Source organism: Arthrobacter sp. SPG23 (assembly GCF_000876655.1).
Lineage (GTDB): Bacteria > Actinomycetota > Actinomycetes > Actinomycetales > Micrococcaceae > Arthrobacter.
Genome location: NZ_JYCN01000016.1, coordinates 1 through 22635, shown reverse-complemented (window position 1 = coordinate 22635; position 22635 = coordinate 1). Strand labels below are relative to the sequence as shown.

The 22635-nt window shown below is 62.0% G+C and carries 17 protein-coding genes and 2 pseudogenes; 8 read left to right on the top strand and 11 right to left on the bottom strand.

Translation table 11 applies throughout. The annotated features are described in order from the left end of the window. Positions 1-177: 177 nt before the first annotated feature. From TV39_RS09400 to TV39_RS09385, 4 genes are all read left to right on the top strand, one after another. Positions 178-1509 carry an ABC transporter substrate-binding protein gene (locus TV39_RS09400; protein WP_082049624.1) on the top strand — a complete coding sequence of 444 codons (1332 nt, stop codon included), beginning with the start codon at positions 178-180 and terminating at the stop codon, positions 1507-1509. Positions 1510-1588: 79 nt separating this feature from the next. Continuing rightward, the gene (locus TV39_RS09395; RefSeq protein ID WP_043480929.1) at positions 1589-2497 is read left to right on the top strand and encodes a carbohydrate ABC transporter permease; all 909 of its coding nucleotides are present in this window, start codon (positions 1589-1591) and stop codon (positions 2495-2497) included. Next, the gene (locus TV39_RS09390) at positions 2490-3350 is read left to right on the top strand and encodes a carbohydrate ABC transporter permease (protein WP_043480928.1); all 861 of its coding nucleotides are present in this window, start codon (positions 2490-2492) and stop codon (positions 3348-3350) included. The genes TV39_RS09395 and TV39_RS09390 overlap by 8 nt, the downstream gene beginning before the upstream one ends. A gap of 241 nt (positions 3351-3591) precedes the next feature. After that, positions 3592-4410, top strand: coding sequence for an NAD(P)-dependent oxidoreductase (locus TV39_RS09385; protein WP_235347327.1), 819 nt, complete (start codon positions 3592-3594; stop codon positions 4408-4410). Between the two features lie 101 nt (positions 4411-4511). On the opposite strand, the gene TV39_RS09380 is transcribed toward TV39_RS09385, so the two are convergent. The 4 genes from TV39_RS09380 to TV39_RS09365 all read right to left on the bottom strand — a co-directional run bounded on the left by TV39_RS09380 (position 4512) and on the right by TV39_RS09365 (position 9556). Beyond that, positions 4512-5708, bottom strand: coding sequence for an enolase C-terminal domain-like protein (locus tag TV39_RS09380; protein WP_043480924.1), 1197 nt, complete (start codon positions 5706-5708; stop codon positions 4512-4514). Between the two features lie 110 nt (positions 5709-5818). Next, positions 5819-7246, bottom strand: coding sequence for an NAD-dependent succinate-semialdehyde dehydrogenase (locus TV39_RS09375; RefSeq protein WP_043480922.1), 1428 nt, complete (start codon positions 7244-7246; stop codon positions 5819-5821). Then, positions 7243-8511: an iron-containing alcohol dehydrogenase gene (locus TV39_RS09370; RefSeq protein WP_043480921.1), complete on the bottom strand. Its 1269-nt coding sequence runs from the start codon at positions 8509-8511 to the stop codon at positions 7243-7245. Before TV39_RS09370 ends, TV39_RS09375 begins: the two co-directional genes overlap by 4 nt. Further along, the gene (locus TV39_RS09365) at positions 8504-9556 is read right to left on the bottom strand and encodes an Ldh family oxidoreductase (RefSeq protein WP_200890989.1); all 1053 of its coding nucleotides are present in this window, start codon (positions 9554-9556) and stop codon (positions 8504-8506) included. Before TV39_RS09365 ends, TV39_RS09370 begins: the two co-directional genes overlap by 8 nt. A gap of 55 nt (positions 9557-9611) precedes the next feature. Between TV39_RS09365 and TV39_RS09360 the strand changes: the two are divergent. The 3 genes and pseudogenes from TV39_RS09360 to TV39_RS09350 all read left to right on the top strand — a co-directional run bounded on the left by TV39_RS09360 (position 9612) and on the right by TV39_RS09350 (position 12854). Further along, positions 9612-10402: pseudogene (locus TV39_RS09360) on the top strand (IclR family transcriptional regulator). 193 nt (positions 10403-10595) lie between these two features. Next, positions 10596-11981, top strand: coding sequence for an MFS transporter (locus TV39_RS09355; RefSeq protein ID WP_043480919.1), 1386 nt, complete (start codon positions 10596-10598; stop codon positions 11979-11981). An 18-nt stretch (positions 11982-11999) separates the two neighbouring features. Continuing rightward, positions 12000-12854 carry a fumarylacetoacetate hydrolase family protein gene (locus TV39_RS09350; RefSeq protein ID WP_043480917.1) on the top strand — a complete coding sequence of 285 codons (855 nt, stop codon included), beginning with the start codon at positions 12000-12002 and terminating at the stop codon, positions 12852-12854. Positions 12855-13580: 726 nt separating this feature from the next. Here TV39_RS09350 and TV39_RS22790 read toward each other — a convergent pair. From TV39_RS22790 to TV39_RS09330, 5 genes are all read right to left on the bottom strand, one after another. Continuing rightward, positions 13581-13751 (bottom strand): hypothetical protein, encoded by a 171-nt coding sequence (locus TV39_RS22790; protein ID WP_442853490.1) that lies wholly within the window; start codon positions 13749-13751, stop codon positions 13581-13583. Positions 13752-14294: 543 nt separating this feature from the next. Then, a complete protein-coding gene (locus tag TV39_RS09345) occupies positions 14295-15704 on the bottom strand; it encodes an MFS transporter (protein ID WP_235347334.1) in 1410 nt (469 codons plus the stop codon). Between the two features lie 310 nt (positions 15705-16014). Next, positions 16015-16611 (bottom strand): family 16 glycoside hydrolase, encoded by a 597-nt coding sequence (locus tag TV39_RS09340; RefSeq protein WP_160292497.1) that lies wholly within the window; start codon positions 16609-16611, stop codon positions 16015-16017. 80 nt (positions 16612-16691) lie between these two features. Beyond that, positions 16692-17702, bottom strand: coding sequence for a zinc-binding alcohol dehydrogenase family protein (locus TV39_RS09335; protein WP_043480912.1), 1011 nt, complete (start codon positions 17700-17702; stop codon positions 16692-16694). Further along, on the bottom strand, positions 17695-19050 hold the full coding sequence (locus TV39_RS09330; protein ID WP_082049612.1) for an MFS transporter: 1356 nt from the start codon (positions 19048-19050) through the stop codon (positions 17695-17697). Before TV39_RS09330 ends, TV39_RS09335 begins: the two co-directional genes overlap by 8 nt. 106 nt (positions 19051-19156) lie before the next feature. On the opposite strand from TV39_RS09330, the gene TV39_RS09325 reads away from it, so the two are divergent. Continuing rightward, positions 19157-19669: a PadR family transcriptional regulator gene (locus tag TV39_RS09325; RefSeq protein WP_043481066.1), complete on the top strand. Its 513-nt coding sequence runs from the start codon at positions 19157-19159 to the stop codon at positions 19667-19669. A gap of 30 nt (positions 19670-19699) precedes the next feature. Here TV39_RS09325 and TV39_RS09320 read toward each other — a convergent pair whose 3' ends face one another. Together TV39_RS09320 and TV39_RS09315 are read right to left on the bottom strand one after the other, a co-directional pair. Beyond that, entirely contained in the window at positions 19700-21940 is a 2241-nt protein-coding gene (locus tag TV39_RS09320; RefSeq protein ID WP_043480910.1) for a beta-glucosidase, read from the bottom strand. Between the two features lie 43 nt (positions 21941-21983). Further along, a pseudogene (locus TV39_RS09315) lies at positions 21984-22635 on the bottom strand (carbohydrate ABC transporter permease); the annotation flags it as partial.

Here is a 22635-nt window from a genome sequence, read left to right as displayed (position 1 = left end):
CCGCTCTTGACGTCCCACATGACGGGACGATGACTCCCCTGGATGCCAAAGCGGTATTAGCGTCAGCGCAGGGCCAGAAATTATGGCCGGGGAATTCGTGAGCGTTCTCCTTCGGCGACTACTTACAACCCGCCGTTGCTTTTGTCCGAATCCGCCTTTCGAGAAAGAAAAACAACGATGTTTTCAACTTCTTCCCTCCTAGCTCGGCCGATTAATCGCCGTTCGGTTCTTGCCGGCTCTGCCCTGCTGACGCTTATGGCAGCAACCGGATGCGTACCGAAGCAAGCATCTTCCGGATCCAGCGCGACAGGAAATCTAAGGTTCTCGTTCTGGGGCCCTACGCAGGTACAAGCCAACTACACGAACTTCGTAAAGACGTTCGAGCAGAGCAACTCCGGCATCAAAATGTCCCTTGAGCCGGCAGAATACGCCGCTTATCTGGACCGCATGGCTACCCAGGCCGCTGCCAAACGCCTTCCCGACGTTTTTTGGGTACCGGAAAGCCAGATAGCAACCTACGCCTCACAGAACGTGCTGCTGGACCTCGATTCCCTCGACAAAGGAACGGTGGACTACAGCCAGTTCTCACCCGGCCAAGTTGACTCGTGGCGGATCCTCGGCGGCAAGCAGTACTCCGTGGTGTTCAACCAAATCACCCCGGTCATCCAACTCAACAAGGACGCACTGGCCGACGCCGGCGTCGATACCCCCAACGACGAGGACTGGCACTGGGACGACCTCGGCTCCATCGCGCGGGACTACACCAAGGCGAAAGGCGGCGACTCCTTCGGTATGTCCTACGGAGCCACCGGCCAGCTTCACACAACACAGTGGCTCCGGCAGCATGGAGCCGAGCTCTTTGACAAGGACGGCAAGCTCGGGTTCGACGCTGCAGTCCTCGGTGACTGGTTTGCAATGTGGGAGGGCTGGATCAAGGACGGCGCAGTCATGCCCGCTGCGATTTCCGGTTCCGTCCAGCCCCTTTTCCCCGAGGTTGCGGCCCGGACAGCAATCTACGCAGGGCAGTCCAACCAGTTCACGGATAACCAGGTTGCGAGCAAACAGGAACTCGTCATGCACCTGTTGCCCACCATCCAAGGCGCAGCGGAGGGGCATTCCTTCCTTTGGTACAACAGGCTCTGCATCTCGGCCACAGCAACCGACCCTGCGCTTGCCGGACGGTTCGTGGACTTCTTCATCAACAGCCCTGCGGTGATTGACACGGTGGGAGTGGTGACCGGACCTCCCTCGAACCCGAAGCTCCGCGAGCAGGCGCTGGCAAAGGCCGTACAGGCTAAGTCCACGTCCGACCAGAAGGTCCTGGAAATCCTTGAGCGCGACTTGAAACGCCCCATGCGTTCCCGTGGCGCCAACCCTCCCGGCTCGCTGGGCTGGGCCTCACTTCTTCGACGTGCCGGCGAGAACATCACCACTGGCGGGGTTCCCATCGACCAGGCAGTGAAATCCCTTATGACGGACCTGCAGCGGGGCCTCGATGCAGCCCGGTAAGGGGGCGACGACCCAGGAGCGCCCAGACAGCCGCCCCGCGCCTCCTCCTGAATCCCTTGGGTTCCGATCTAAATCTTCTGTGGCCGCTGGCCCCAAGCCGCGGACACCACGGAAAAAAGGCATCTCGAGCGCTTACGTCTTCCTGACCCCATGGATGCTCGGCCTTGTCTTTATCACCCTCGGGCCGCTTCTTGCTTCCCTGTATCTCTCGTTTACCGACTACGACCTCCTTTCCAGCCCCAATTGGATTGGCTTCGAAAACTATCGTCGTATGTTCACCGAAGATCCGCGCTTCCTGAAGTCCTTGGCGGTGACCTTTACCTACGTTTTCGTCTCGGTGCCCCTGCAGCTGGCCCTGGCGTTGGCGTTGGCATTGGTGCTGAACAAAGGGATCCAGGGACTGGCCCTGTACCGGTCAGCGTTCTACCTGCCGTCTTTGATCGGCGGAAGCGTGGCTGTAGCAATTTTGTGGCGCCAGATTTTTGGCGGCGAAGGGCTAGTCAATGAGTTGCTGGCAACCTTTGGCCTTGAAGGAATGCCGGGCTGGATCTCAAATCCCCAGACGGCGCTCGGAACGCTCATCATCCTGAATGTGTGGACGTTCGGGTCCCCTATGATCATCTTCCTGGCGGGGCTCCGCCAGATCCCGGCTGAACTTTACGAACAGGGTTCAATCGATGGCGTGGGAATGTTCGGCAGGCTTCGTTTTATCACGCTGCCCATGCTTTCGCCGATCATCTTCTTCAACCTGGTTCTGCAGGTGATTGGGTCCTTCCAGGCATTCACCCCGGCCTTCGTAGTGAGCGGCGGAACAGGAGGACCTGTTGATTCGACGTTGTTCTACACGCTCTACCTCTATGAACGCGGATTCATCAACTTTGAGATGGGCTACGCGTCTGCTCTGGGCGCAGTGCTGCTCGTCATCATCGGCGTCCTGACCGCACTCAACTTTTACGCTTCCAAGCGATGGGTTCATTACAATGACTAGCCTACTGACTGCGCCGACCACTGCTGCGAGGCTCTCGTTCAAGCATGCAGGACTCATACTTTTCGGCCTGCTCATGCTTTATCCGCTCCTCTGGATGCTCAAAAGTTCCTTCATCCCGGAGAGCAAGATCTTCGACGACTTCGGGCTGATTCCGGGGGAACTCACTCTGGAAAACTACGTCAAGGGCTGGAACTCGGGCGAAGGCATCGGTTTCACCGGCTATTTCCTGAACACGTTCCTGATCGTTGCCGGATCTCTCATCGGCAACCTGCTGTCCTGTTCCCTGGCCGCCTATGCATTCGCGCGACTCAATTTCAAACTCAAAACGGCGTTCTTTGCGCTGATGCTCGCAGGAATCATGCTCCCCTACCATGTGGTGGCCATCCCGCAATACATTCTTTTCTCCAGCACCGGCTTGGTAGGAACTACGTTCCTGCCCCTGATAATTCCCAAAATCCTGGCCGTCGACGCGTTCTTCGTCTTCTTGATGGTCCAGTTCCTTCGCGGAATACCCCGCGAATTGGATGAAGCTGCATCGATCGACGGCGCAGGTCCCTTTAGGACGTTTTGGGCCGTAATCCTGCCGCTGATGAAACCGGCATTGATTACAACCACAATCTTCACTTTCATTTGGACCTGGAATGACTTCTTTAGCCCGCTGATTTACCTGACCGTTCCGGAGTCCTACACAGTTTCGCTGGGACTGAACAGCCTGGTCGACTCTCAAACCTCCAGCGGACTGGGGCCGTTGTTCGCAATGTCAGTCATCACGCTCGTTCCCGTTTTTCTATTCTTCTTATTCGCACAAAAGCATATTGTCCAAGGAATTGCCACAACCGGCAGCAAGGGCTGACGCTACCCCAAGCCGCCCGCATAGCATTTGCACTCCGCCCTGTGAAGGTCGGAGTGCAAATGCGTGTGGCCCCTCGTTCCCCAACACACCCCAGGAATACGACATCATGAACGAATTAGCCAAGTACCGCGATGCCCCTCGGGTCGTCTCGTTGTATCCCACATAGCCAGCACATTTGGCTGACGCCGCACAACGGGCTGGTTGCACGGTGGCCGGTCTCGGGAGTTCATCGAGCGGTCTGGTGATCACGGAGCGTGTCCCTGTCAATGAGCTGACCCGGCTCCTGGCGCAGCATGCGCACCTGGAGTGGGTGCAACTTCCGTCCGCGGGGGTTGATAACTATGCGGCGGCCATCGGCTCTGCGGCTGGAAGAAAAATAACCTGGACCAGCGCCAAAGGCGCCTACGCCCAGCCTGTTGCAGAACACGCCCTCGCACTGAGTCTGGCCCTGCTGCGGGCCCTGCACGAGCATGCAAGGTCGTCCACCTGGACCACACCCACTAAGGGAGTCTCGTTAGCAGGGTTGGACGTGGTTATTATCGGGGCCGGGGGCATCGCCGTCGAAATAATCAGGCTACTCAAGCCGTTTGGCACCAAGGTCACAGTAGTTCGACGGAAACCACAAGTTGTCGCTGACGCGGCCATCACTGTCGGCACCGAAAGCCTCCTGGAAGTGCTCGCCGGAGCCGACTTGGTGATAGTTGCAGCGGCGCTGACCGCGTCTACATCCGGCCTGCTGGGGGCGGCCGAATTTGCTGCACTAAAGGGAGGAGCGATGGTGGTGAACATTGCCCGCGGAGGTCTGGTTGATTCCGATGCCCTGCTCGAAGCCCTGCGCTCGGAAAGGGTAGCCGGCGCAGCACTGGATGTGACGGATCCCGAGCCCCTTCCGGACGGGCACCCTTTGTGGGATGAACCAAACGTACTGATCACCCCGCACGCGGCGGATACGCCCGGCATGAGAGCTCCGCTCTTGGCAGAGCGGGTGCGGATCAACGCAGCAGCCCACATCAGCGGCGGAAACTTCATCGGCGTCGTGGATATGGTTGCCGGCTACTGAAGCATCGGGCGGGCCGAAACGAGCTTAACCGCCGAGGGCCTGGGCACGGTATCGCAACCGTGCCCAGGCCCTCGGGCTTTGTCGAATCTTGCTGAGGGCGGTCAGGACACCGCGAACACGTCGTTGGATTCCTTGATACGGTCCTCGGCGAGCTCAATGCCGAAGCCCGGGAGGCTAGGCAGCGCAAAGGAGCCTCCTTGTGGAGCCGGGGCATCGACCTCGAAGAAGTGCCGCCCCGGCTCGTGGTGGAAGAGATATTCGACGCGCGGGCAGACTTCCGGCGACTGGCTCGCAACAACATGCAGCGCAGCGCGGATGCCGTGGCCGTGGGGGATCACCTGGACGCCGAAGGTTTCTGCCATCGCGCACATCCGGACAAGTTCGGTGACTCCTCCACACCATTCCGGATCCACTTGGAGGACGCTGAGCAGCCCGCGCTGGAGGAACGGAAGGATATCGTGGCGGTCATAGAGGTGTTCGCCGGTTGCGAGTGGGACGCTGGTTGACGCGCGGAGTTGAGCGAAGGATTCTATGGCACCGGTAGGGAACGGCTCCTCGAGCCAGTCCGGCCGCAGATGCTCAACCCTCGCGCACCAGCGGCGGGCGTAGGCCGGATCCCAGCTCATGAAGGCATCGAACATCAGCTCCGACCGGTATCCCACCGTGGCACGGGTCCGCTCCACGAGGGCAACGTTGCGTTCCATGCCTTCGGCCCCCTGTGCAGGGCCATCGGAGAAGAACCATTTTTGGGCGGTGTAGCCTTCGTTGAGGAGCTCCGCAGCCGTTTGTTCCACCTCGCCCTCGCCGTGGAAGGCACCCAGTGTGCTGGCGTAGGCGGGTACCTGTGTCCTGCCCGAGCCTCCGAGCAGCCGCCATACCGGCAGGCCCAGCAGCCGACCCTTCAGGTCCCATAACGCGTTGTCGACGGCGCTGATGGCAATCTTGCGGTTGCCGTGCCGGGAGTGGCGGTTTCCCCTCTGCAGCATGTCCCAAATAAAGGTACTCGCCAACGCATCAAGGCCAAGCAGGGAGGACGCCATGCCTTCGGCCAGAGGGGCTACGGCCTCCTGGTCAATGGGACCGTAGCGGCCCGTCACACCGGCCGTTGTGCCGATCTCGAGATACAGGCACGACTTACGCTGGGGACCTGCCGGCAACTGCCACCCCTCTGCTGGATGGTATTGGTCATACACGCTGATGGCCCTGGACTGCGGGGGGAACCCTCGACTTGACGGATCGTCGGGAACCAGTGCCGATACCTCGATCATCCGGACCGAGGAGATTCTTGCTTCGATCATGAGTGTGCCTTCCAGGAGAACGTCTAGTTGTCTGCTCTAGCGGGGGCAGCGAGCTTGTCCCGCTCGAAAATCTCAAAGGTTGTGATCTTCATTGTTCTCGCCCCTATGTCCTACAGGTCTATTCCGATGTACTTTTCTTCGAGAAATTCCAAGATCCCCTCGTAGCTTCCTTCCCTGCCCAGTCCGCTTTGCTTCATTCCACCGAACGGGGCGGCCGGGTCGCTGAGAACGGCCCGGTTCACGGCGACCATTCCCGCGTCGATGCGCTGCGCCACGGCAAGTGCCGGAACCTGTTCGCCGTAGACGTAGGCAATCAAGCCGTAGATGGTGTCGTTGGCCATCCGCACGGCATCATCGACGTCGTCGTATTCAATGACGGAGGTCACTGGACCGAAAATCTCGGTTTGAGTGATTGGGCTGTCGTGAGTGACCCCGGTGAGAACTGTCGGTGCATAGAACGCTCCGTGGTCCGATGCTTCACCCCCTGTGAGGATCTGAGCGCCCGACTCCACGGCAGCACTAACCAGCTCCGCAACTTTGTCGCGTTCCTGGACGGAGACCAGGGCTCCTAGCTGGTTGGCCCGGTCGGAGCCAGGCCCTACCCGCCATGTTGCGAGCTCGGTGGCCATCCGTTGGGCGAACTCGTCAGCCAGCGAAGAGTGGACGTAGAAGCGGTTTGCCGCCGTGCATGCCGACCCGCCGTTCCGCATTTTGGCGATCAGCGCACCTTCAACGGCTGCTTTGAGGTCTGCCCCGGGCAGGATGACAAAGGGCGCGTTTCCGCCGAGTTCCATGGAGGCGCTCACCACGTTGTCGGCAGCCTCGTGCAGCAGGACGCGTCCAACTTCGGTGGATCCGGTGAAGCTGACCTTCCGGACCTGGGGGTGGTGCAGCATGCGGGCGACGGCGGGCCCGGTGGGGACCGGTGTTACCAGGTTGACTACTCCGTCAGGGACACCGGCCCGGTGCAGGGCATCCACTACGAAGGCTGCCGTGAGAGGTGTTTCCCGTGCGGGTTTCAGGATCACCGTGCAGCCGGCGGCGAGGGCGGGCGCGATTTTGCGCGTTGCCATCGCAGCAGGGAAGTTCCAGGGCGTGATGAGGAGCGCAACGCCGATGGGCTGGTGTGTGACGACGATGTGTTTGTCGCCGCTGGGCGAGAGCCGGAAATCCCCACGGACGCGGACTGCCTCCTCGGCGAACCAGCGAAAGAACTCGATGGCGTAGGACGCTTCTCCCAGTGCGTCGGCGTAGGACTTGCCGTTTTCGAGCACGATGGTCTCGGCAAGCTGCTCCTTCTCGTCGGTGAGGATCTCAAATGCCCGCCGAAGTATTTCGCCGCGGACCCTCGGGGCTGTGGCCGACCACGCGGGCAGTGCGGCGGCGGCGGCTTCGACCGCGGCATCGCAGTCAGCGTCGTCGGCGATGGCGAAGGACGCCAGTTCTGATCCTGTAGCGGGGTCGATGACGGGGAATCTGTTACCGGTGGACCCGGGAGTCCAGCGCCCACCAATAAAGAGGTCCGAAATGTGGTTCACTTTTTGGTTTCGCTTTCGTTCGAGGCGGCGGTGCGAAGAGGGTTCAGCGCGGTCCGGTCGCCGTCGAAGGCGGCACGGACGATGCGGTGGAGGTTTTCCTCGGTGGGCTCGATCACTGAATTGGTGACGAGCCGGCGCACGCTAAGGGACAGTTCAACGATGCGGGGAAGGTCGGACTCGGTTACGCCCATGGTTGCAAGGTCGGTGGGCAGTCCGATATCGGCCATGATCGCGGCAACTTCGTCGATGGCGTTTTGAGCCGATTCTTCGGTTGTTCCTGCGGCGACGCCTAGGGCTGTGGCCACGTCGGCGAGGCGCTGGGCATCAGTGGCCAGTAATGCCTGCATTACGTATGGCAAAAGCATGCCGGTTCCCAGGCCATGCGCGGTGTGAGTGAGGGCGCCGACCGGGTATTGGATGGCGTGGGAAAGATGGGTCCCAGCAGTCCCGAATGCCATCCCGGCCAGGAGGCTTGCGTACGCCATCCTGGAACGGGCCTCAAAGTCCTGGCCGTCCCGGACTGCGTTTCGCAGTGAAAGCCCGATCAGGCGGATCGCTTCGAGGGCCAGCGATGAACTCAGGAGGTTTTCACCGACGAAGACCGGCAACGTGTCCTGCCAGTTCGGAGAGTGGTTGTTGGAAGTGTAGGCCTCGATAGCGTGCACCAAGGCGTCCGCGCCGGCGCTGGCCGTCACGGCAGGCGGTGCCCCGACCATGAGCCGGGGGTCGACAACAGCAGCCCGGGGAATCAGGTATGGACTCGAGATGCCGACTTTGAGCTCCCGGTCAGGATCTGCAAGGACCGCAACCGGGGTCACCTCGCTGCCCGTGCCGGAGGTGGTTGGTACAGCCACGAGCGGAATCACCGGCCCGGGGACCTGGTTCTCGCCGTAAAACCGATTCAGGGGCGTGCCATGGGCCAGGCCCAACGCGATGAGCTTGGCGAGATCGAGGGCGCTACCACCGCCGAATCCGACAATGACCTGCGGGCGGGCCTGCAACGCCCGGTCGATCGCCTCTTCCACCACGCTGACCGGCAACTCGGGAACCACCTGCGTGTCCACGGTGACGGCCACCTCCAGGACCTCAAGTTCCTTCAACAGTTGTATGAAAGCCTCAGTCGAGGAAAGAAACGGGTCACACACCACCAACGCCCTGTTTCCCAGAGTAGCGACGGTCCTGGCAATACTGGAGCGGCAGCCGTCGCCGAAGGCGATCGAGTCGGGCAGCCGCAGAAGCCCGAACGAATTGGCAATGTCAGTCATGGGATAGTCCTTCCGCATATTTGAGGGCAAGCGCCCAAACTTCGTCATCGATTGGCACGCCATCTGTGGCGCGCCCTTCCCGTGCGCGTCGTGCCCTGTCACCCGGAACGTCCGCCGGGCCGGTCACGCCGCTGTCCCTCACCTGGTCCAGGTAGTCGGTCAGGGCCGGCAACATACCGGTCAGACCCAGCCGTTCCAGGCTCACACTGATCAGAAGGTCGCCCTTTGTGGCAGGGAACTCGCTGTCCAGCGTTCCCACCACCGCCGTCCCGAATGCCGTGGCAGTCAGGGTGCCGACCAGCGCTTCAAGCGCTATCCCCAAGGCATAGCCTTTGGGTCCGCCGAACGGCGAAATTGCTCCGCCCTCGATTGCGGCTGCAGCGTCAATGGTCGGCCTGCCCAAGGCATCCACCGCCCAGCCGGGCTGCAGCGCCCTGCCTGTGGCGGCATAGTCAAGAATTTTGCCCATCGAGACAGACGCCGTGGACATGTCGAGAACCAGCGGCTCCCGCATTGTCGGGACACCGATGCCGATGGGATTGGTTCCCACGCTCGCGCCGATACCTCCCCAAGCGTGAACCAGGGCCTCGCTGGTGGTCAGCAGCACAGCGGCCTGTCCGCGGCGTGCGATCGACTCAACGTAGGGTGCGAGCATCCCTATGTGGCTCGAGTTGGAAATAGCGGCCATTGCTATTCCGGTCTCATCGGCCCTCGACACCACTTCGTTGATGGCCCGGTAGGCCACCACAGGCCCGAAACCGCGATTCCCATCAACACGCATTACTCCCGGGGCTATCCACTCCAGCCGGGGTTCTGCGTCGGGAACGATGAGGCCCCGCCGCATACGTTCGATCAGCACGGCAAGCCGGCGGATGCCGTGGGACGCATGTCCACGCAGTTCGCCTTCCACCAGATTGGCCGCCTGAACGTCGGCGTTTGCTCTCAATGCTCCATTTGCAGTCAAGGCATCGCTGATCACCTTCCGGAGATCGCCGCTCGGCACGACAATTGTCGTCGACGCATTTTCCTCTGCGCTTGTTTTCACTGTTCCCTCCTCTGTATAACTCCTAAGATCATCCACACAGGAAAGGCGGCCTCCCATGCCCCGTCCCGCAGAGCAGGACGCAGGTTCCGGGTCCTCGCTGTCTAGAGGCCTCGCGCTGCTCGATTTGTTCACGTCCCCGGACCAGGTCCTCAGCATCAGTGAAATCGCCCGGCGCTCTGGCGTCCCTAAGTCCACGGCGCACCGGCTGGTTCTCGACCTGATCGAGTGGGGAGCCTTGGAACGCAGCCCCAACGGCGTCAGTTTGGGTGTGCATCTTTTCGAGCTGGGTTCATTGGTTCCGTCCTCCAGCACATTGAGGGACCTGGCCCTGCCGTTCGCCCACAATCTCAACGAGGTCACCAAGCTCACCAGCAACATAGCTATCCGCGAAGGCAACGACGTCCTCTACGTCGAAAAGATCACCACCAGGACGTTGAAAGTTCCGCACTCCCGCGTGGGCGGCCGGGCGAGGATGCACGCCACCGCGCTGGGAAAGGCAATCCTGGCATTCAGCGACCCGGAATTTGTTGACTCCGTCCTGAGCGGTCCGCTGCTGCAGCAGACGGAAAAGACTGTCACCGACCTGCGGAACTGCGTAGGGAGCTAGCCAATATCCGCACCGAGCGCGTTGCGTACGACGTCGAAGAGTCGCGCCTTGGTCTTTTTTGCGTCAGCGCACCTGTCTTCACCGGCCAAGGCGGCCCCGTGGCAGGAGCCATTTCCGTCACCGGCGCCACAGAACTGGCGGTTGCCAAACGCTACGCGCCCGCGGTGCTGGCCACGGCCATGGCACTCAGCAGCGCCATAGGCGCCGCCAAACGCCCGCGCCGGCGCGCCGCCTCCTGAGCACATGCGAAGGTGACGTGGGGCGGAACGATTGCGTTTGTCAGTTTGAAGGGGCAACTGCCGGCCCACAGAGTGGAACGCGACGTCATTGTCGTCCCATCATTCGGGACAGGAACTGCCGCGCCGAAACGAATAGGCGTATTCAAGAGTGAGGCCCCGAATGTGGGGCGCAACACAAAGGAGTGACGTGACAATGACCCCCAGCAACGTAGCCCCCGCTGCGTTCGATGCATTGCAGGACCTGTCGTCGGCCGAGAAACGTGCGACGATTCGGAAAGTAACCCTGCGCCTCGTGCCGATCCTGGCCATCGCATATTTCTTTAACTCGTTGGAAAAGACCAACATCGGGCTCGCCGCTCTCCAGATGAACGAGTCTCTCGGCCTGACCACCGCCGCCTTTGGGCTGGCATCGGGCCTGCTCTTTGTGGGGTACGCCGTCTTCGAAGTACCCAGCAACCTCATCCAGTACAAGGTAGGAGCCCGCAAATGGCTGGCCCGCATCATGATTACCTGGGGAGCGTGTGCAGCAGCAACCGGCTTTGTTAACAGCGAAGCAAGCCTCTACATCCTCCGAATCCTGCTTGGCATCGCCGAAGCCGGGTTCTACCCCGGCGTCATCCTTTACTTCACCCTCTGGGTGCCCAAGCAATACCGCGGAACGATGCTCTCGCTCTTCGTCCTCGGCGGCACCCTATCGTCTGTTATCGGTTCGCCTCTCACCGGCCTGCTGCTCACACCTGACCACTACTTCGGCATCGAATCCTGGCGTGCAATGTTCGTCATCGAAGGCATCCCCGCGATCCTCGTCGGCGTAGTGTGCCTCTTCAAGCTCGTAGACCGCCCAGCCGAAGCAAAGTGGCTGACAGGTCGCGAACGGAACTGGCTCGAAAGCTCCATCGCTGCAGAACACGCCCTCGTGGAATCCAACCACTCCGGCAAGGGCGTGTTGCGGGCTATCGGTGACATTCGCGTCCTGATGCTCTCCCTCATCTACTTCTGCCTGAAATGTGGCCAGTACGCCCTGGCGTTCTTCCTCCCGCTGATGATCGTGGCCTTCCAGACCCAGGCCGGCACCAAGATGTCCACCCTGCAGGTCAGCCTCATGGTGGCCATACCGGCACTCGTCGCCATCGCGCCGGCCATTCTTTGGGCGCGGCACTCGGACAAGACGGGCGAACGATTCTGGCATGCGACCATCCCGGCGATCGTCGGAGCCATCGGGATCTGTGTCTCCGCCGTTCTGCACGAACCCGTGCTTATCATGATCGCCATTTGCTTCGCCATGATCGGCCTTACCTCCCAGAGCGCACCGTTCTACCAAATCCCGGGCTTCTTCCTTACCGGCGCAGCTGCCGCAACTGCATTCGGCCTCATCAACTCCCTCGGCAACCTGGGCGGGTTCGTTGCACCCACCGTGTTCGGAACGCTCAAAGACGCAACAGGGAACTATGTGGCGCCCAGCCTCCTCATGGGCGGATTTCTGATCGTCGCTGCCGTTCTCACGGCACTCCTCCCCAGGATGTTCAAATCCCTCAACCCGAACCAGCATGCCGCACAGCCCGTTGTGGCTTCGAAGTAGAAACCCCAGAGGATTCATATGTATCTCATGCGAATCGGCCAGCCCGGAGCTGAGCGGCCGGTCGTCAGGATCGACGAAAGCCATTACATCGATGTATCGGACGAGGTCAGGGATTTCGATGAGTCCTTCTTCGGCGGAGATGGCCTCGACCGACTCCGAGCACTTGTCGGCCAACGCGAAGACAGGATGACACCATTCACCGGGGAGCGCATCGGAGCACCCATCGCACGGCCCCACCAGATTTTGTGCATCGGCCTGAACTACTCAGACCACGCAGCCGAGGCAGGTCTACCTGTCCCGGAGGAGCCGATCCTGTTCACCAAGGCACCCAATTCGCTCGTGGGTCCCAACGACAATGTAAGGATCCCCCGAGGTTCCACAAAGCTTGACTGGGAGGTCGAACTGGGCATCGTCATCGGAAAACGCACCAGCTACCTGGACTCCCCTGCGGACGCAGCGTCAGCCATCGCAGGCTTCATGGTGGTGAACGACATCAGCGAGCGTGCGTTCCAGATGGAACGCTCCGGGCAATGGAGCAAAGGCAAGTCGGCAGAAACATTCAATCCGGCGGGCCCGTGGCTCGTGACCCCGGAAGAAATCCCCGACATCCTCGACCTGGAGATGCGGCTGGACGTCAACCAAGCCCTCCGGCAAAAGGGCTCCACATCGAAAATGGTCTTCTCCCCCTTGGACATCATTCACCACCTCAGCCAGTTCATGGTCCTGGAACCAGGCGACCTCATCAACACCGGCACGCCGCCCGGCGTGGGCATGGGCTTCAACCCGCCCATCTGGCTGCAGGAAGGCGATGTGATGGATCTGAGCATCACCGGCCTGGGTGCACAACGACAAGTGGTAGTAGCTGCGCGATGAGTCTGTGCGGCAACTTGTCCAAAGAAAACCTCAATCGGACAGACTGGGGCCACCTACGCACTGGCGACCGAGTCACGGTTTGGGAATCTCGACGATTCCACTTCGACGCCACAGTCGACATTCTGACTGAGGACTCCAGCGTCGTCTGGGTTCTCGCTGACTCTGGAGCCGGTCGGCGCGCCTTTGGCTGCAACGAAGACGTCAAGATCAGCAAGGTGAGCGACAACAACTAGGTCTGCCCGACCCCTTTGACCGCATGACTCGTCGACGCCCATATGCCGCCGGGACCTCCTCCACTCGCCGGGAGGTCCCGGCATCCAATTCGACCGGGAACCTGCGCACAGCCAAGACCGAATCGAGAAATCCATCGCCACCACACGCCTCGTGCCCCAGAACCGCAACAGGAATCCTGCACACACAAAATGCCCGATAACTCCGCGACTGTCCGCCCGACTGAGGGTCGCCGCACTGATTCGGGGCGCCGCCGCCGATTATTCCCAATACGCAAACGACTTCCTGAACCTGCTAGCGACGCAGGCTTCTGATCGTCGAGCCAGGAAGTGACAACCGACGGATCGGGAACCGATCAACCATGACGTCCGTAGTGGCAACGGTGAGCGCGAATGTCTCCTAAATCGATCTGGACGTTACGTGCCACAGCCAAATTCCGATCAGGCACGAACAATGACGGGCGACTCTCCGACTCAGCGGCCACCGCACATGCCGTCACCGAAGATGCTTGGACCACGTCGTTGGCTCGTCGAAGAGCATCAACGTGGGGGCATGGCCAGGGAACGGGGCAATCGCCGCCTGCTGCTGACCGCCAGAAAGCTGCGCGAAGTACGCGGATGCTTTCTCCTCAAGACCGACGGACTTCAGAAGGCGGGCTGCCTCCATCCGAAAGCTCATCGCTACAAGTCCAACGCGTGTCTCGTAAGACTGTGCGACGGCACCGAAATCGAGCCCGGTTAGGACACATGGCTACGGGACGCTTCCTCCGATGCTGGCGATAGCAAGGCCCTTGCCTCGGGTCAACGTCTTGCAATCCTTCACTAGAAACACCAGGGAGTGGGAAGCTTCACGCCGCCAGAAGCAACTTCGCTGGTTGTCATTCTGATCCCCATCATCGCTGGGCGGGTCCTCCACGCAACCAGGGCGCTGCGCGCCGGGCTCGATCCAGAGTTTCGCTTCGGCGCTCCTGCGTCGCTTATTTCCTCACGAAACTCTGAACCGCTCCCGGTTCCCCAAGTTGCACTACGGACCCTCAAACCCAGCGCTGACTCCGCTATCAGAACGACGCCGAGATCTGACAGACACATCCGGTGCCGACATCGCCCGACTCCCCTAGCACCCCTGCAGAGGGCGCCGAACCAGTCTGGATATTCACCGCAAAGTGGCAGCCCAGGCGGATGCGGTCCGGGCCAGAGGGCTGGGGCGGTCCTAATCCAGTGAGGAAGCCGCACTGGATTCAGCGGCCACCACGGGTTCCGCGCCCGAGGGGGCGGTGATCTTTTTATCTGGGGCGGGCATCGCGATAACGGCGACGACGGTAAGTACGGCGGCGGCCAGTACGGCTAGGAATACAGCCCCGGAGGCCGAAACGACTGTGTGCGGATCCGTATTGCCGCCCGGAGTGCCTGCGTAGATCGCATTCGCAACCGCGCCGAAAACTGCGACACCGATGGAACTTCCAATCGACCGTGCGAAAAGATTGGTTCCGGTGACAACTCCGCGCTCATTCCAGTCGACGCTGGACTGGGCTGCGATGAGGCTCGGGGTGGCAACCAGCCCCAGCCCGAGCCCTACGATGAAGCAACTCGCCGCCACCAGCAGAACGCTCGGTGGGGAAGCGGTAAGGGCAAGTACCGCCGAACCGATGACCGTGATCGTAATGCCGATCATCGCGGTCTTCCGGAACCCCAGCCTGAGATAGAACCGGCCCGATTGGGACGCACTGATCGGCCAGCCGATCGTCAATGCTGCCAGCGCGAGCCCGGCCAGTACCGGGGAGGTCGAGAGGGCTCCTTCGAGGAACGTGGGAACGTACGAGGTGAGGCCAAGCATGACCGCTCCCACGCCAAAGGAGATCAGTGCCGTCGTCGCCAGCAGCCGCCGTGAGACCACCCACGGCGGCAGGACCGGCTCCGCGGCCCTTCGCTCGACGAGGATGAACACGGCAAACAAGAGTGCTCCGCCGGCGAACACCGCAACGCTGATGGCGGAGGTCCAGCCCCACGCCTGGCCGCCTTCGAGGGCCCCAAGAATGATCAGCGTCAGCGAGCCAGTCAGCAGGCCCGCCCCCAGATAGTCGACCCGGTGCCCGGTTCGCTCGACATTCTCGTGGAACGTCCGGCTCAGCATCCACCCTGCCAATAGGCACAGCGGGATATTCACGAGGAAGATCCCGCGCCACATGCCCAGCGCTGAAAGCACCCCACCGAGCGTCGGGCCAACGACGGAGGACACCGCCCAAACGCTCGCAAGGTAGCCTTGCACCTTCGCCCGCTCAGTCAGCGAATAGATATCGCCAGCGATCGTGATCGCCATCGGCTGGACGGCTCCCGCGCCCAGGCCCTGCAGTACACGGAACGCGATGAGGGCCGGCATGCTCCATGCCACTCCGCAGAGGATCGAACCGAGCAGGAATAGCCCGATGCCAATCAGGATGATCGGTTTACGGCCGACGACATCGGAGAGCTTCGCGTAGACAGGCACGGACACAGCCTGCGCCAACAGGTAGGCAGAAAAGAGCCACGGGAAAGACGCGAAACCGCCAATGTCATGCACAATCGACGGCACCGCCGTCGCGACGATCGTCGAATCGATCGCCACCAAGCCCGTCGACAGCATCAAGGAAATCAGAATGGGACCGCGCTTCGAGCGGAAGCCGACTCCCCCGGCAGGCACTGTCGTCACGTGATCTCATTCCCGTCGTCAATAATTAGCGCTGCGCGCAGACCCAGCCCGACTAGATGCATAACTGCTTGATTCACCGAAATACTCCCGACCCCGCCAAGAATTTCCCAATGAGCGCGGCCGCAACTACCGACCCCACGGAAATAGGCTGTGGACGACGCTGAGGCGCCGACTCCACATTCTGAATTGCACCGGAAGGTTCGAAGATGAGATCGACAGCGGCCGCCCCTTCGGCCGCCGCCGCTCACCGTGCAGTAATGGACAGGTTGGAGAAGAACGCCTCCGTGCCGATGTCAACGAAGAGCCCGATTCCGCCGCGGGCTTCCCGTCCCTTTGTTTTTGGAAGGTCCAGAACCTGGAGGCCATCCACGCTGGCGCGCAACCTTTCGCCCTGCACCTCGATGCGCAAGTGGATCCACTCGTCCGGGCCGATGTCTGCCGAAGACTCGTAGTGACCGTCCGGATACTCCTCGCGAAGGCGTTCGAAGTTCCACTCAGGGTAGGCGAAATACTGCACGGCCCGCTGAGCGCGGGGTCCTGGCGGATCTGCCTTGGCACCGTTGAGGGGCCGGACATAGACAGCTTCAAAGCTCTCCAGGTTCTCCGTGATCCGGTAGGCAAGACCCGCGAACGCCCGAGCATAGTCCGGCGCGCCGCCTGCGAGGCGGCTAAGCACATCCACCTCGATGATGCCGTTCCCGAAGTCCGCCGGAATGTGGACGAACGTGGGCTGGTCGATGAAGTCGACGCCCGGCACCCCCGAGGCGGCCACTTCGGTCAGCTCGACGCGAAGGGCCAGGCGGCCGGCGACCATAACGCTCGCAGCTGTCACGGAGTTCACCGAGGCTCCATCAGGCAGGTCTTCCAGTGCATGCACCGCTTTGACTTCAGATTTCCGACCATTCATTGATGTTCTTTTCCTTACATGTTCATTCTGGGGCGGGTATGCCCACCCACCGTGACTACCAGCTTTCCCGTGACGGAGCCGTCCTCCATGTCCTGATGCGCCTGCACGATGTCCTCGAGGGTATAGACCTTCCCGATCGGGACGATTACCTGTCCCGACGCGACTGCATCCAGGAACTCCTGCAGGACAGCCGGGGGCAGGTCCTCGGCTTCGCCGGTGTAAGCGGTGAGTCGAACTCCACGGGGAATGTAGTCGATGGGGTAGAAATCCGGCACGGTCCACTCATCGGAGAGCATGCCCGTAAAGCACACCGTCCCGTGGACGGCGGTGGCCCGGAGGGTGTCGCGCAACGTCGGCGCTCCAACGAGCTCAACGGCGCCCCCGACTCCATCAGGGAAGATCGTCCGGACGGTCTCAGCGATACTTCCGGTATCGATAAGGGCGTGGTCCGCTCCGACGTCGAGGAGCGCTTGAGCCTTGTTGGGGTTCCTGGTGGTGGCGAGGACCGTGATGCCGCGGCTCTTCGCCAGGACGATTAGGGCAAGACCGATGGACGATGTGCCGCCCCGGATCAACAGGCTGCTGCCCGGGGCGGCATTGACGCCGACCGTCAAAGAGCCGTAGGCGGTCTGCAGCATTTCCGGAACGGCGCCCAGGGTGGCCCAGTCAAGGGTGCTCGCGAAGGGGATGACGCTGGTGGCCGGTACCGAAACGTACTCGGCGTATCCGCCGTCGAACGTCCGCCCCATGCCGCCCATGAGCGCTGCGACCTGGGTCCCGGGGGTAAACTCTCCGCCCGGGGCATCAACAACCACCCCGGCTGCCTCGATGCCTGGAATACGCGGAAAGGACCCGAACGACCCCAGGCCGCGGCGGAAGTGCAGTTCAGAGCGGTTCAGGCCGAAAGCGTGGACCTTGATGAGAACCCACCCCGGCTTGGAAGCCGGCCGGGGTACGTGCCGGATTTTGAGGGCGTCCGGTCCTCCGGGACCGTCGAGGACTACGGCGCGCATCATTTCAGGCATTGTCCTTCACTCCTTGGGCGTCTGCGTCAGCTGTGGTGCGCGGTGGTACTGGAATGGGCTCGGGTTGCTGATTTTGTGACGCTGCTGCGCCCGGGCCGCGTCGGATGGCCGGGATGGCAGCGAGTGCAACGACTGCGATCAGCATCCCGGGCACCAGCTGCCACCCCGTCGATTCCGTGAGCGTCTGCACCGCGTACGGGGCAATGCCGCCAAAGATCGTTGTGGCTACAGTCCCGCCTATGGCCAACGCCGTCAAGCGGCCCCTGACGTCGAACTGCTCCGGGATCGCCGAGGCCCCGACCGCGCTGAGGCTGCCCGCGAGGCACGCAAGTACCACTACGGCCGCCACTGCCGCGCCCACGTTCGGTTGCCCGGCGGCAGCGAACATCGGAAGTGGAAGAAGGACTGCCGCAATGGCTAGGACCAGCAGCGTTGCACGGCGACCGTACCGGTCGGACAGCCAACCCGCTACGGGGGAAGCAAGGACGACGACGACGGCCGCGAGCGTCGCCAGCCCGAGGGCCGAAGATTCGCTCCAGTTCCGGACCGAGATCAGGTACGTCGGCAGATAGATAATGCCCACGTAATAGGCAGCCGAGCACAGTCCCGAAATCATAAACGTACGGACTATGGCCCGCCACTGCCGCCGCAACACACCTGGCAACGGCTGCTGCCGCGTCACCAATCGGCTTTGCAGGAACAACGGCGTTTCCGGCAGCCCGGACCTGAGAGCCAGAATCAGTCCGGCAAGTACCCCGCCCACAATGAACGGGATCCGCCAGCCCCACTCCTCGACCTGCGGTGCGGACAAGGCAGTCACTGTCAGAGCCGAAACACCGGCAGCCAGCAACGCGCCAACTTCGCTGGCAGAAGCCGCCAACGAGGTGACCAGGCCGCGATTCCTGGCACGGCTGCTCTCGAGGAGGTAGGTCATGACTCCCGTGTATTCGCCGCCAACGGAGAACGCCATGAGGCATCGCAGGGCAAGGAGCCACACTGCTGCCGATTCGCCGACCTGGGCATAGGTTGGCAATGCGGCCATCCCCGCTGTGGCCAGGAACATCAACGCCATGGACGCCAGAAGGACCGGGCGCCTGCCCCAACGGTCCCCCACATAGCCGAACACCAGGCCACCAACGGGCCTCAGTAAATAGGAGACAGCAAACGTCGCCAGTGTCAGGAGGACGCCCGTCGGGCTGTCCCCGAAGAAGACCCGGGACAGCACCGAGCTCAGGTAGAGGAACAGCGTGAAGTCGTACCACTCCACAACTGTCGAGACCACGGCAATGGCAAGACGGCCACGGGAAATGGCCGGTTTGGGTGTACCGGAGACAGGCGATGACGGCATAAGGGTCCTTCGAAGACGAACGGGACAGCCAGCATATACCTCGAAACGAGGTATATGCGAGTAGATACCTCGTTTCGACACATACATGTCATGTAGCATGGCGTTCGTGCTGGAACTGATGATCTTGGGTTTCCTGGCGGAGGGCCCGCTCCACGGCTACGAACTGCGCCGGAAAATGAACGAGTTGTACGGTTTCGCCCGTGAAATCAGCGACGGCAGCCTGTACCCCGCCATTCAGCGGCTGATTAAATCAGGGTCAGTTGTCCGCCGCATCGAGAGCGGCCGGGCCGCCCAGCGCCACACGCTCGAACTGACGCCTGATGGCAGGAAAGACCTCGAGGGCCGACTGCGCGGCGCAGCGGCAGGCGACATTACTGACCTCGGACGATTCATGGTCATCCTTGCGTTCCTGTCCCAACTTCCCGATTTGGAGGATCAGCACGCGGTACTTCGACGGCGCCTTCAGTTCCTGGAGGCCCCGGCAAGCTTCTTCTACGAAAATGGCCGGCCCCTGCGCAAGGCGGAAATCGACGACGTCTACCGCAAGGGAATGGTCACCATCGGCCAGGCCGCAAGCCGCGCCGAAGTCGCCTGGATCGGGCAGACTCTGGGGACCTGATAGCGGTTGCTGCCTGCGCCCGGACCGCAGCTATCCATCCTGGCCCTTGATAAACGCTTCGATATCTTCGGGCTCCAGAGGGACGCCAGGAAACTCCACGATCGTGGCCAGCGGCATACTGAGCACGTTGACGCGTCCAGCATCGTCACCCAGCAGGTCCCCGATGCGGCCGCGGAACCCGCCACGGGCTTCCGCGGTCGCCCGCAGTCCAGGACCGGCGACCGGGTGATCGTAGAAATCGCCGAATGTGGACCAGCTGTCGAGGCGCACCGGGCGCGGCACGCCTGCGATCTCGATGTCCGCTGAAATCCTGAGGTCGCGGGATGATGCCCCGACATGGACCGTGGCGTCGCCGCCTTCGTATGCCCAGCCGGTAAGCCGTCCATGCCAATGCTCAAGGTCGGCACGGCGCACCTCGATCCGGACGACTTCGGAGGCACCGGCGTCGAGACGAACCTTCCGCCAGCCACGCAGCTCCCGGAGCGGAGTCTGGACGGAACTGCCATGGTCGGTGACGTACACCTGGACCACGTCCGATCCTTCTCGTGTGCCGGTGTTGGTGAGGCGGACCTCCACGTCGAAAGCAGTCTTATCCTCGAGCGTACGCGGAGTCACATTGAGGTCGGAGTAGCTGAACGTTGTGTACGAAAGGCCGTGTCCGAACGGGTAATCCACGGCCAGATCCCGGGCATCGTAGTAGCGGTATCCGACGTGGACGCCTTCACCGTAGCGGACCGTTCCTCCCTCCCCCGGGAAGGAGAGGTACGACGGAGTATCTTCGATCCGCAGCGGCACCGACTCAGCTAGGCGGCCGCCAGGTTCAGAATCTCCGAGAAGGATATCGGCAACTGTGTCGCCGTGAGCCTGGCCGGTCAGCCAGAATTCGACGACGGCGTTCACCGACGTGCGCCAAGCCGCCGTGGTGACCGCGGAGCCGTTGCTGAGGGCCACCACCTTTGGTGTGTCGACCGCCCGCATGTCAGAGAGGAGCGCAAGCTGGTCATCGGGCAAATCGATGGATGCTCGGTCCACGCCCTCTGCCTCGTAACCCCCTGGCAGCCCCAGAAAAAACAAAACTATGTCCGCCCGCTGCGCCGCTTCTACTGCGTCCGAACGCATCATCGGCGACGAGCCAACCCGATTAAGACTGTAGCCGGGCGAGAACTCCACCGCTCCCCCTGCTGCTTCCACCCGAGTGGTCAGCGCGTCAAGCCCGGAAACAGTGAGGGAGGCGTTGACGCGTGAGCTGCCGGCGCCCTGATAGCGCGGGGTCCGGGCAAGCTCGCCAACCACCGCGACGCGAAGTCCTGCGGATACGTCGAGGGGCAGCGTTCCATCGTTTGCCAACAGTACGGTGGACTGAGCCGCGGCAGCACGTACCAGTTCGTGGTGCGCATTAGTATCGACTGCAGCTACGGGGTTATTCATTTTCGTCCGCTGGGCCAGGAGCATCAGCCGCTCTGCGACACGGTCGAATGCCGCGCGGTCAATCCGCCCCTCGGCGAAGGCCAGACCAACACGCGGATCGTCCGGTCGACCAGGCATGCGAACATCGAGGCCAGCGTCAACCGCCGCCACGGGATCGTGGACGGCGCCCCAATCTGACACGACGACGCCGTCGTAGTCCCATTCCCCTCGCAGCACGTCGGTGAGTAGCCAGCGATTCTCCGAGGCATAGACACCGTTGATTCGGTTGTATGCGGACATGATCGACCACGGGCTGGACTCGCGGAGGGCGACCTGGAAGGCGCGCAGGTACACCTCACGCAGCGTCCGTTCATCAACCTCGGCGCTGATGCGGAGACGATCAGTTTCCTGATTGTTTACTGCGAAATGCTTAAGGCACGCACCGACACCTTCACTTTGGATACCGCGAACGGCCGCAGCCGCGAGCACGCCAGCGAGGAACGGATCTTCGGAATAGTACTCGAAATTGCGTCCGCAAAGCGGGCTGCGCTTGATGTTCAGGCCCGGTCCGAGCACAACATCGACGCCGGCAGTGCGAGCTTCGCGCCCAAGAGCAGCCCCGACGGACTGCACGAGTTCAGGGTCCCAGGACGAGGCGAGCGTGACGGCCGGCGGGAAGCACGTGGCAGGGGCGCTCCGTTCGAGTCCGAGGTGGTCAGGGTTTTCGTCGTCCTGAACCCGAAGGCCGTGGGGCCCGTCAGCGAAACGCAAAGACCTCAGGCCGATCCACGGCGCTTCCGGCGTCGTCCAGTAGTCGGCCCCTGTCGTCAGGGACACTGCGGAAAAGGGCATTGTGTCGGTCATCGAAACTCCTTGAATGAACAGATATAAACCGTTGCGGCGCTGGTTAGCGGCCGGCGAGGGAGCCGCCGATGCCGCCGACGCTGAAGTACTTGTTCAGGGTGGCGAAGACGATGACGGGCGGGAGCATCATGACCACGGCGAGGGCCATGACGGAGGTCCAGTCCGTGGCGTTCTGCTGGAAGAAGGACTGGACGCCCATGGGGAGAGTGAAGATCTCGTTGGAGCGAAGGAAGACGATGGCCACGAGGTAATCGTTCCAGGCCAGCAGGAAGGCGAAGATCGCTGTGGAGAGGATGCCGGGCAGGCTGTTGCGGAGGACCACTTTGGTGAAGGATCCGAAGACAGAGCAGCCGTCGATCCACGAGGCTTCCTCGAGGCTGATGGGGATCGAGTCGAAGTAGGCTGCCATCATCCAGGTGGCCACGGTCATGGTGGAGCCCACGTAGATGATGGTGATGCCCAGCAGGTTGTCCACCAGGCCCATGCCGGCGAAGAGGATGAACAGCGGGACCACCGACGTGATGATGGGCAGGGACTGCATCACGAACAGCAGCAGGGAGTAGCCGGAGACCGCCTTGCTGCGGCCGCGGGAGAGGACGTAGCCGGCGGGGGCGGCGACGGCCACGGGACACCAACACGGTGGAAAGGGTGGTGATGAGGCTGTTCTGCAGCCAGGTGGCCGCGAGGGTTCCGTC

Coding starts and splice junctions, on each gene's coding strand:
- TV39_RS09400 (WP_082049624.1), top strand. CDS start 178: ATGTTTTCAACTTCTTCCCTCCTAGCTCGGCCGATTAATCGCCGTTCG.
- TV39_RS09390 (WP_043480928.1), top strand. CDS start 2,490: ATGACTAGCCTACTGACTGCGCCGACCACTGCTGCGAGGCTCTCGTTC.
- TV39_RS09380 (WP_043480924.1), bottom strand. CDS start 5,708: ATGATCGAAGCAAGAATCTCCTCGGTCCGGATGATCGAGGTATCGGCA.
- TV39_RS09370 (WP_043480921.1), bottom strand. CDS start 8,511: ATGACTGACATTGCCAATTCGTTCGGGCTTCTGCGGCTGCCCGACTCG.
- TV39_RS09355 (WP_043480919.1), top strand. CDS start 10,596: ATGACCCCCAGCAACGTAGCCCCCGCTGCGTTCGATGCATTGCAGGAC.
- TV39_RS09350 (WP_043480917.1), top strand. CDS start 12,000: ATGTATCTCATGCGAATCGGCCAGCCCGGAGCTGAGCGGCCGGTCGTC.
- TV39_RS22790 (WP_442853490.1), bottom strand. CDS start 13,751: ATGGAGGCAGCCCGCCTTCTGAAGTCCGTCGGTCTTGAGGAGAAAGCA.
- TV39_RS09345 (WP_235347334.1), bottom strand. CDS start 15,704: ATGCTGTCGACGGGCTTGGTGGCGATCGATTCGACGATCGTCGCGACG.
- TV39_RS09335 (WP_043480912.1), bottom strand. CDS start 17,702: ATGCCTGAAATGATGCGCGCCGTAGTCCTCGACGGTCCCGGAGGACCG.
- TV39_RS09330 (WP_082049612.1), bottom strand. CDS start 19,050: ATGCCGTCATCGCCTGTCTCCGGTACACCCAAACCGGCCATTTCCCGT.
- TV39_RS09320 (WP_043480910.1), bottom strand. CDS start 21,940: ATGACCGACACAATGCCCTTTTCCGCAGTGTCCCTGACGACAGGGGCC.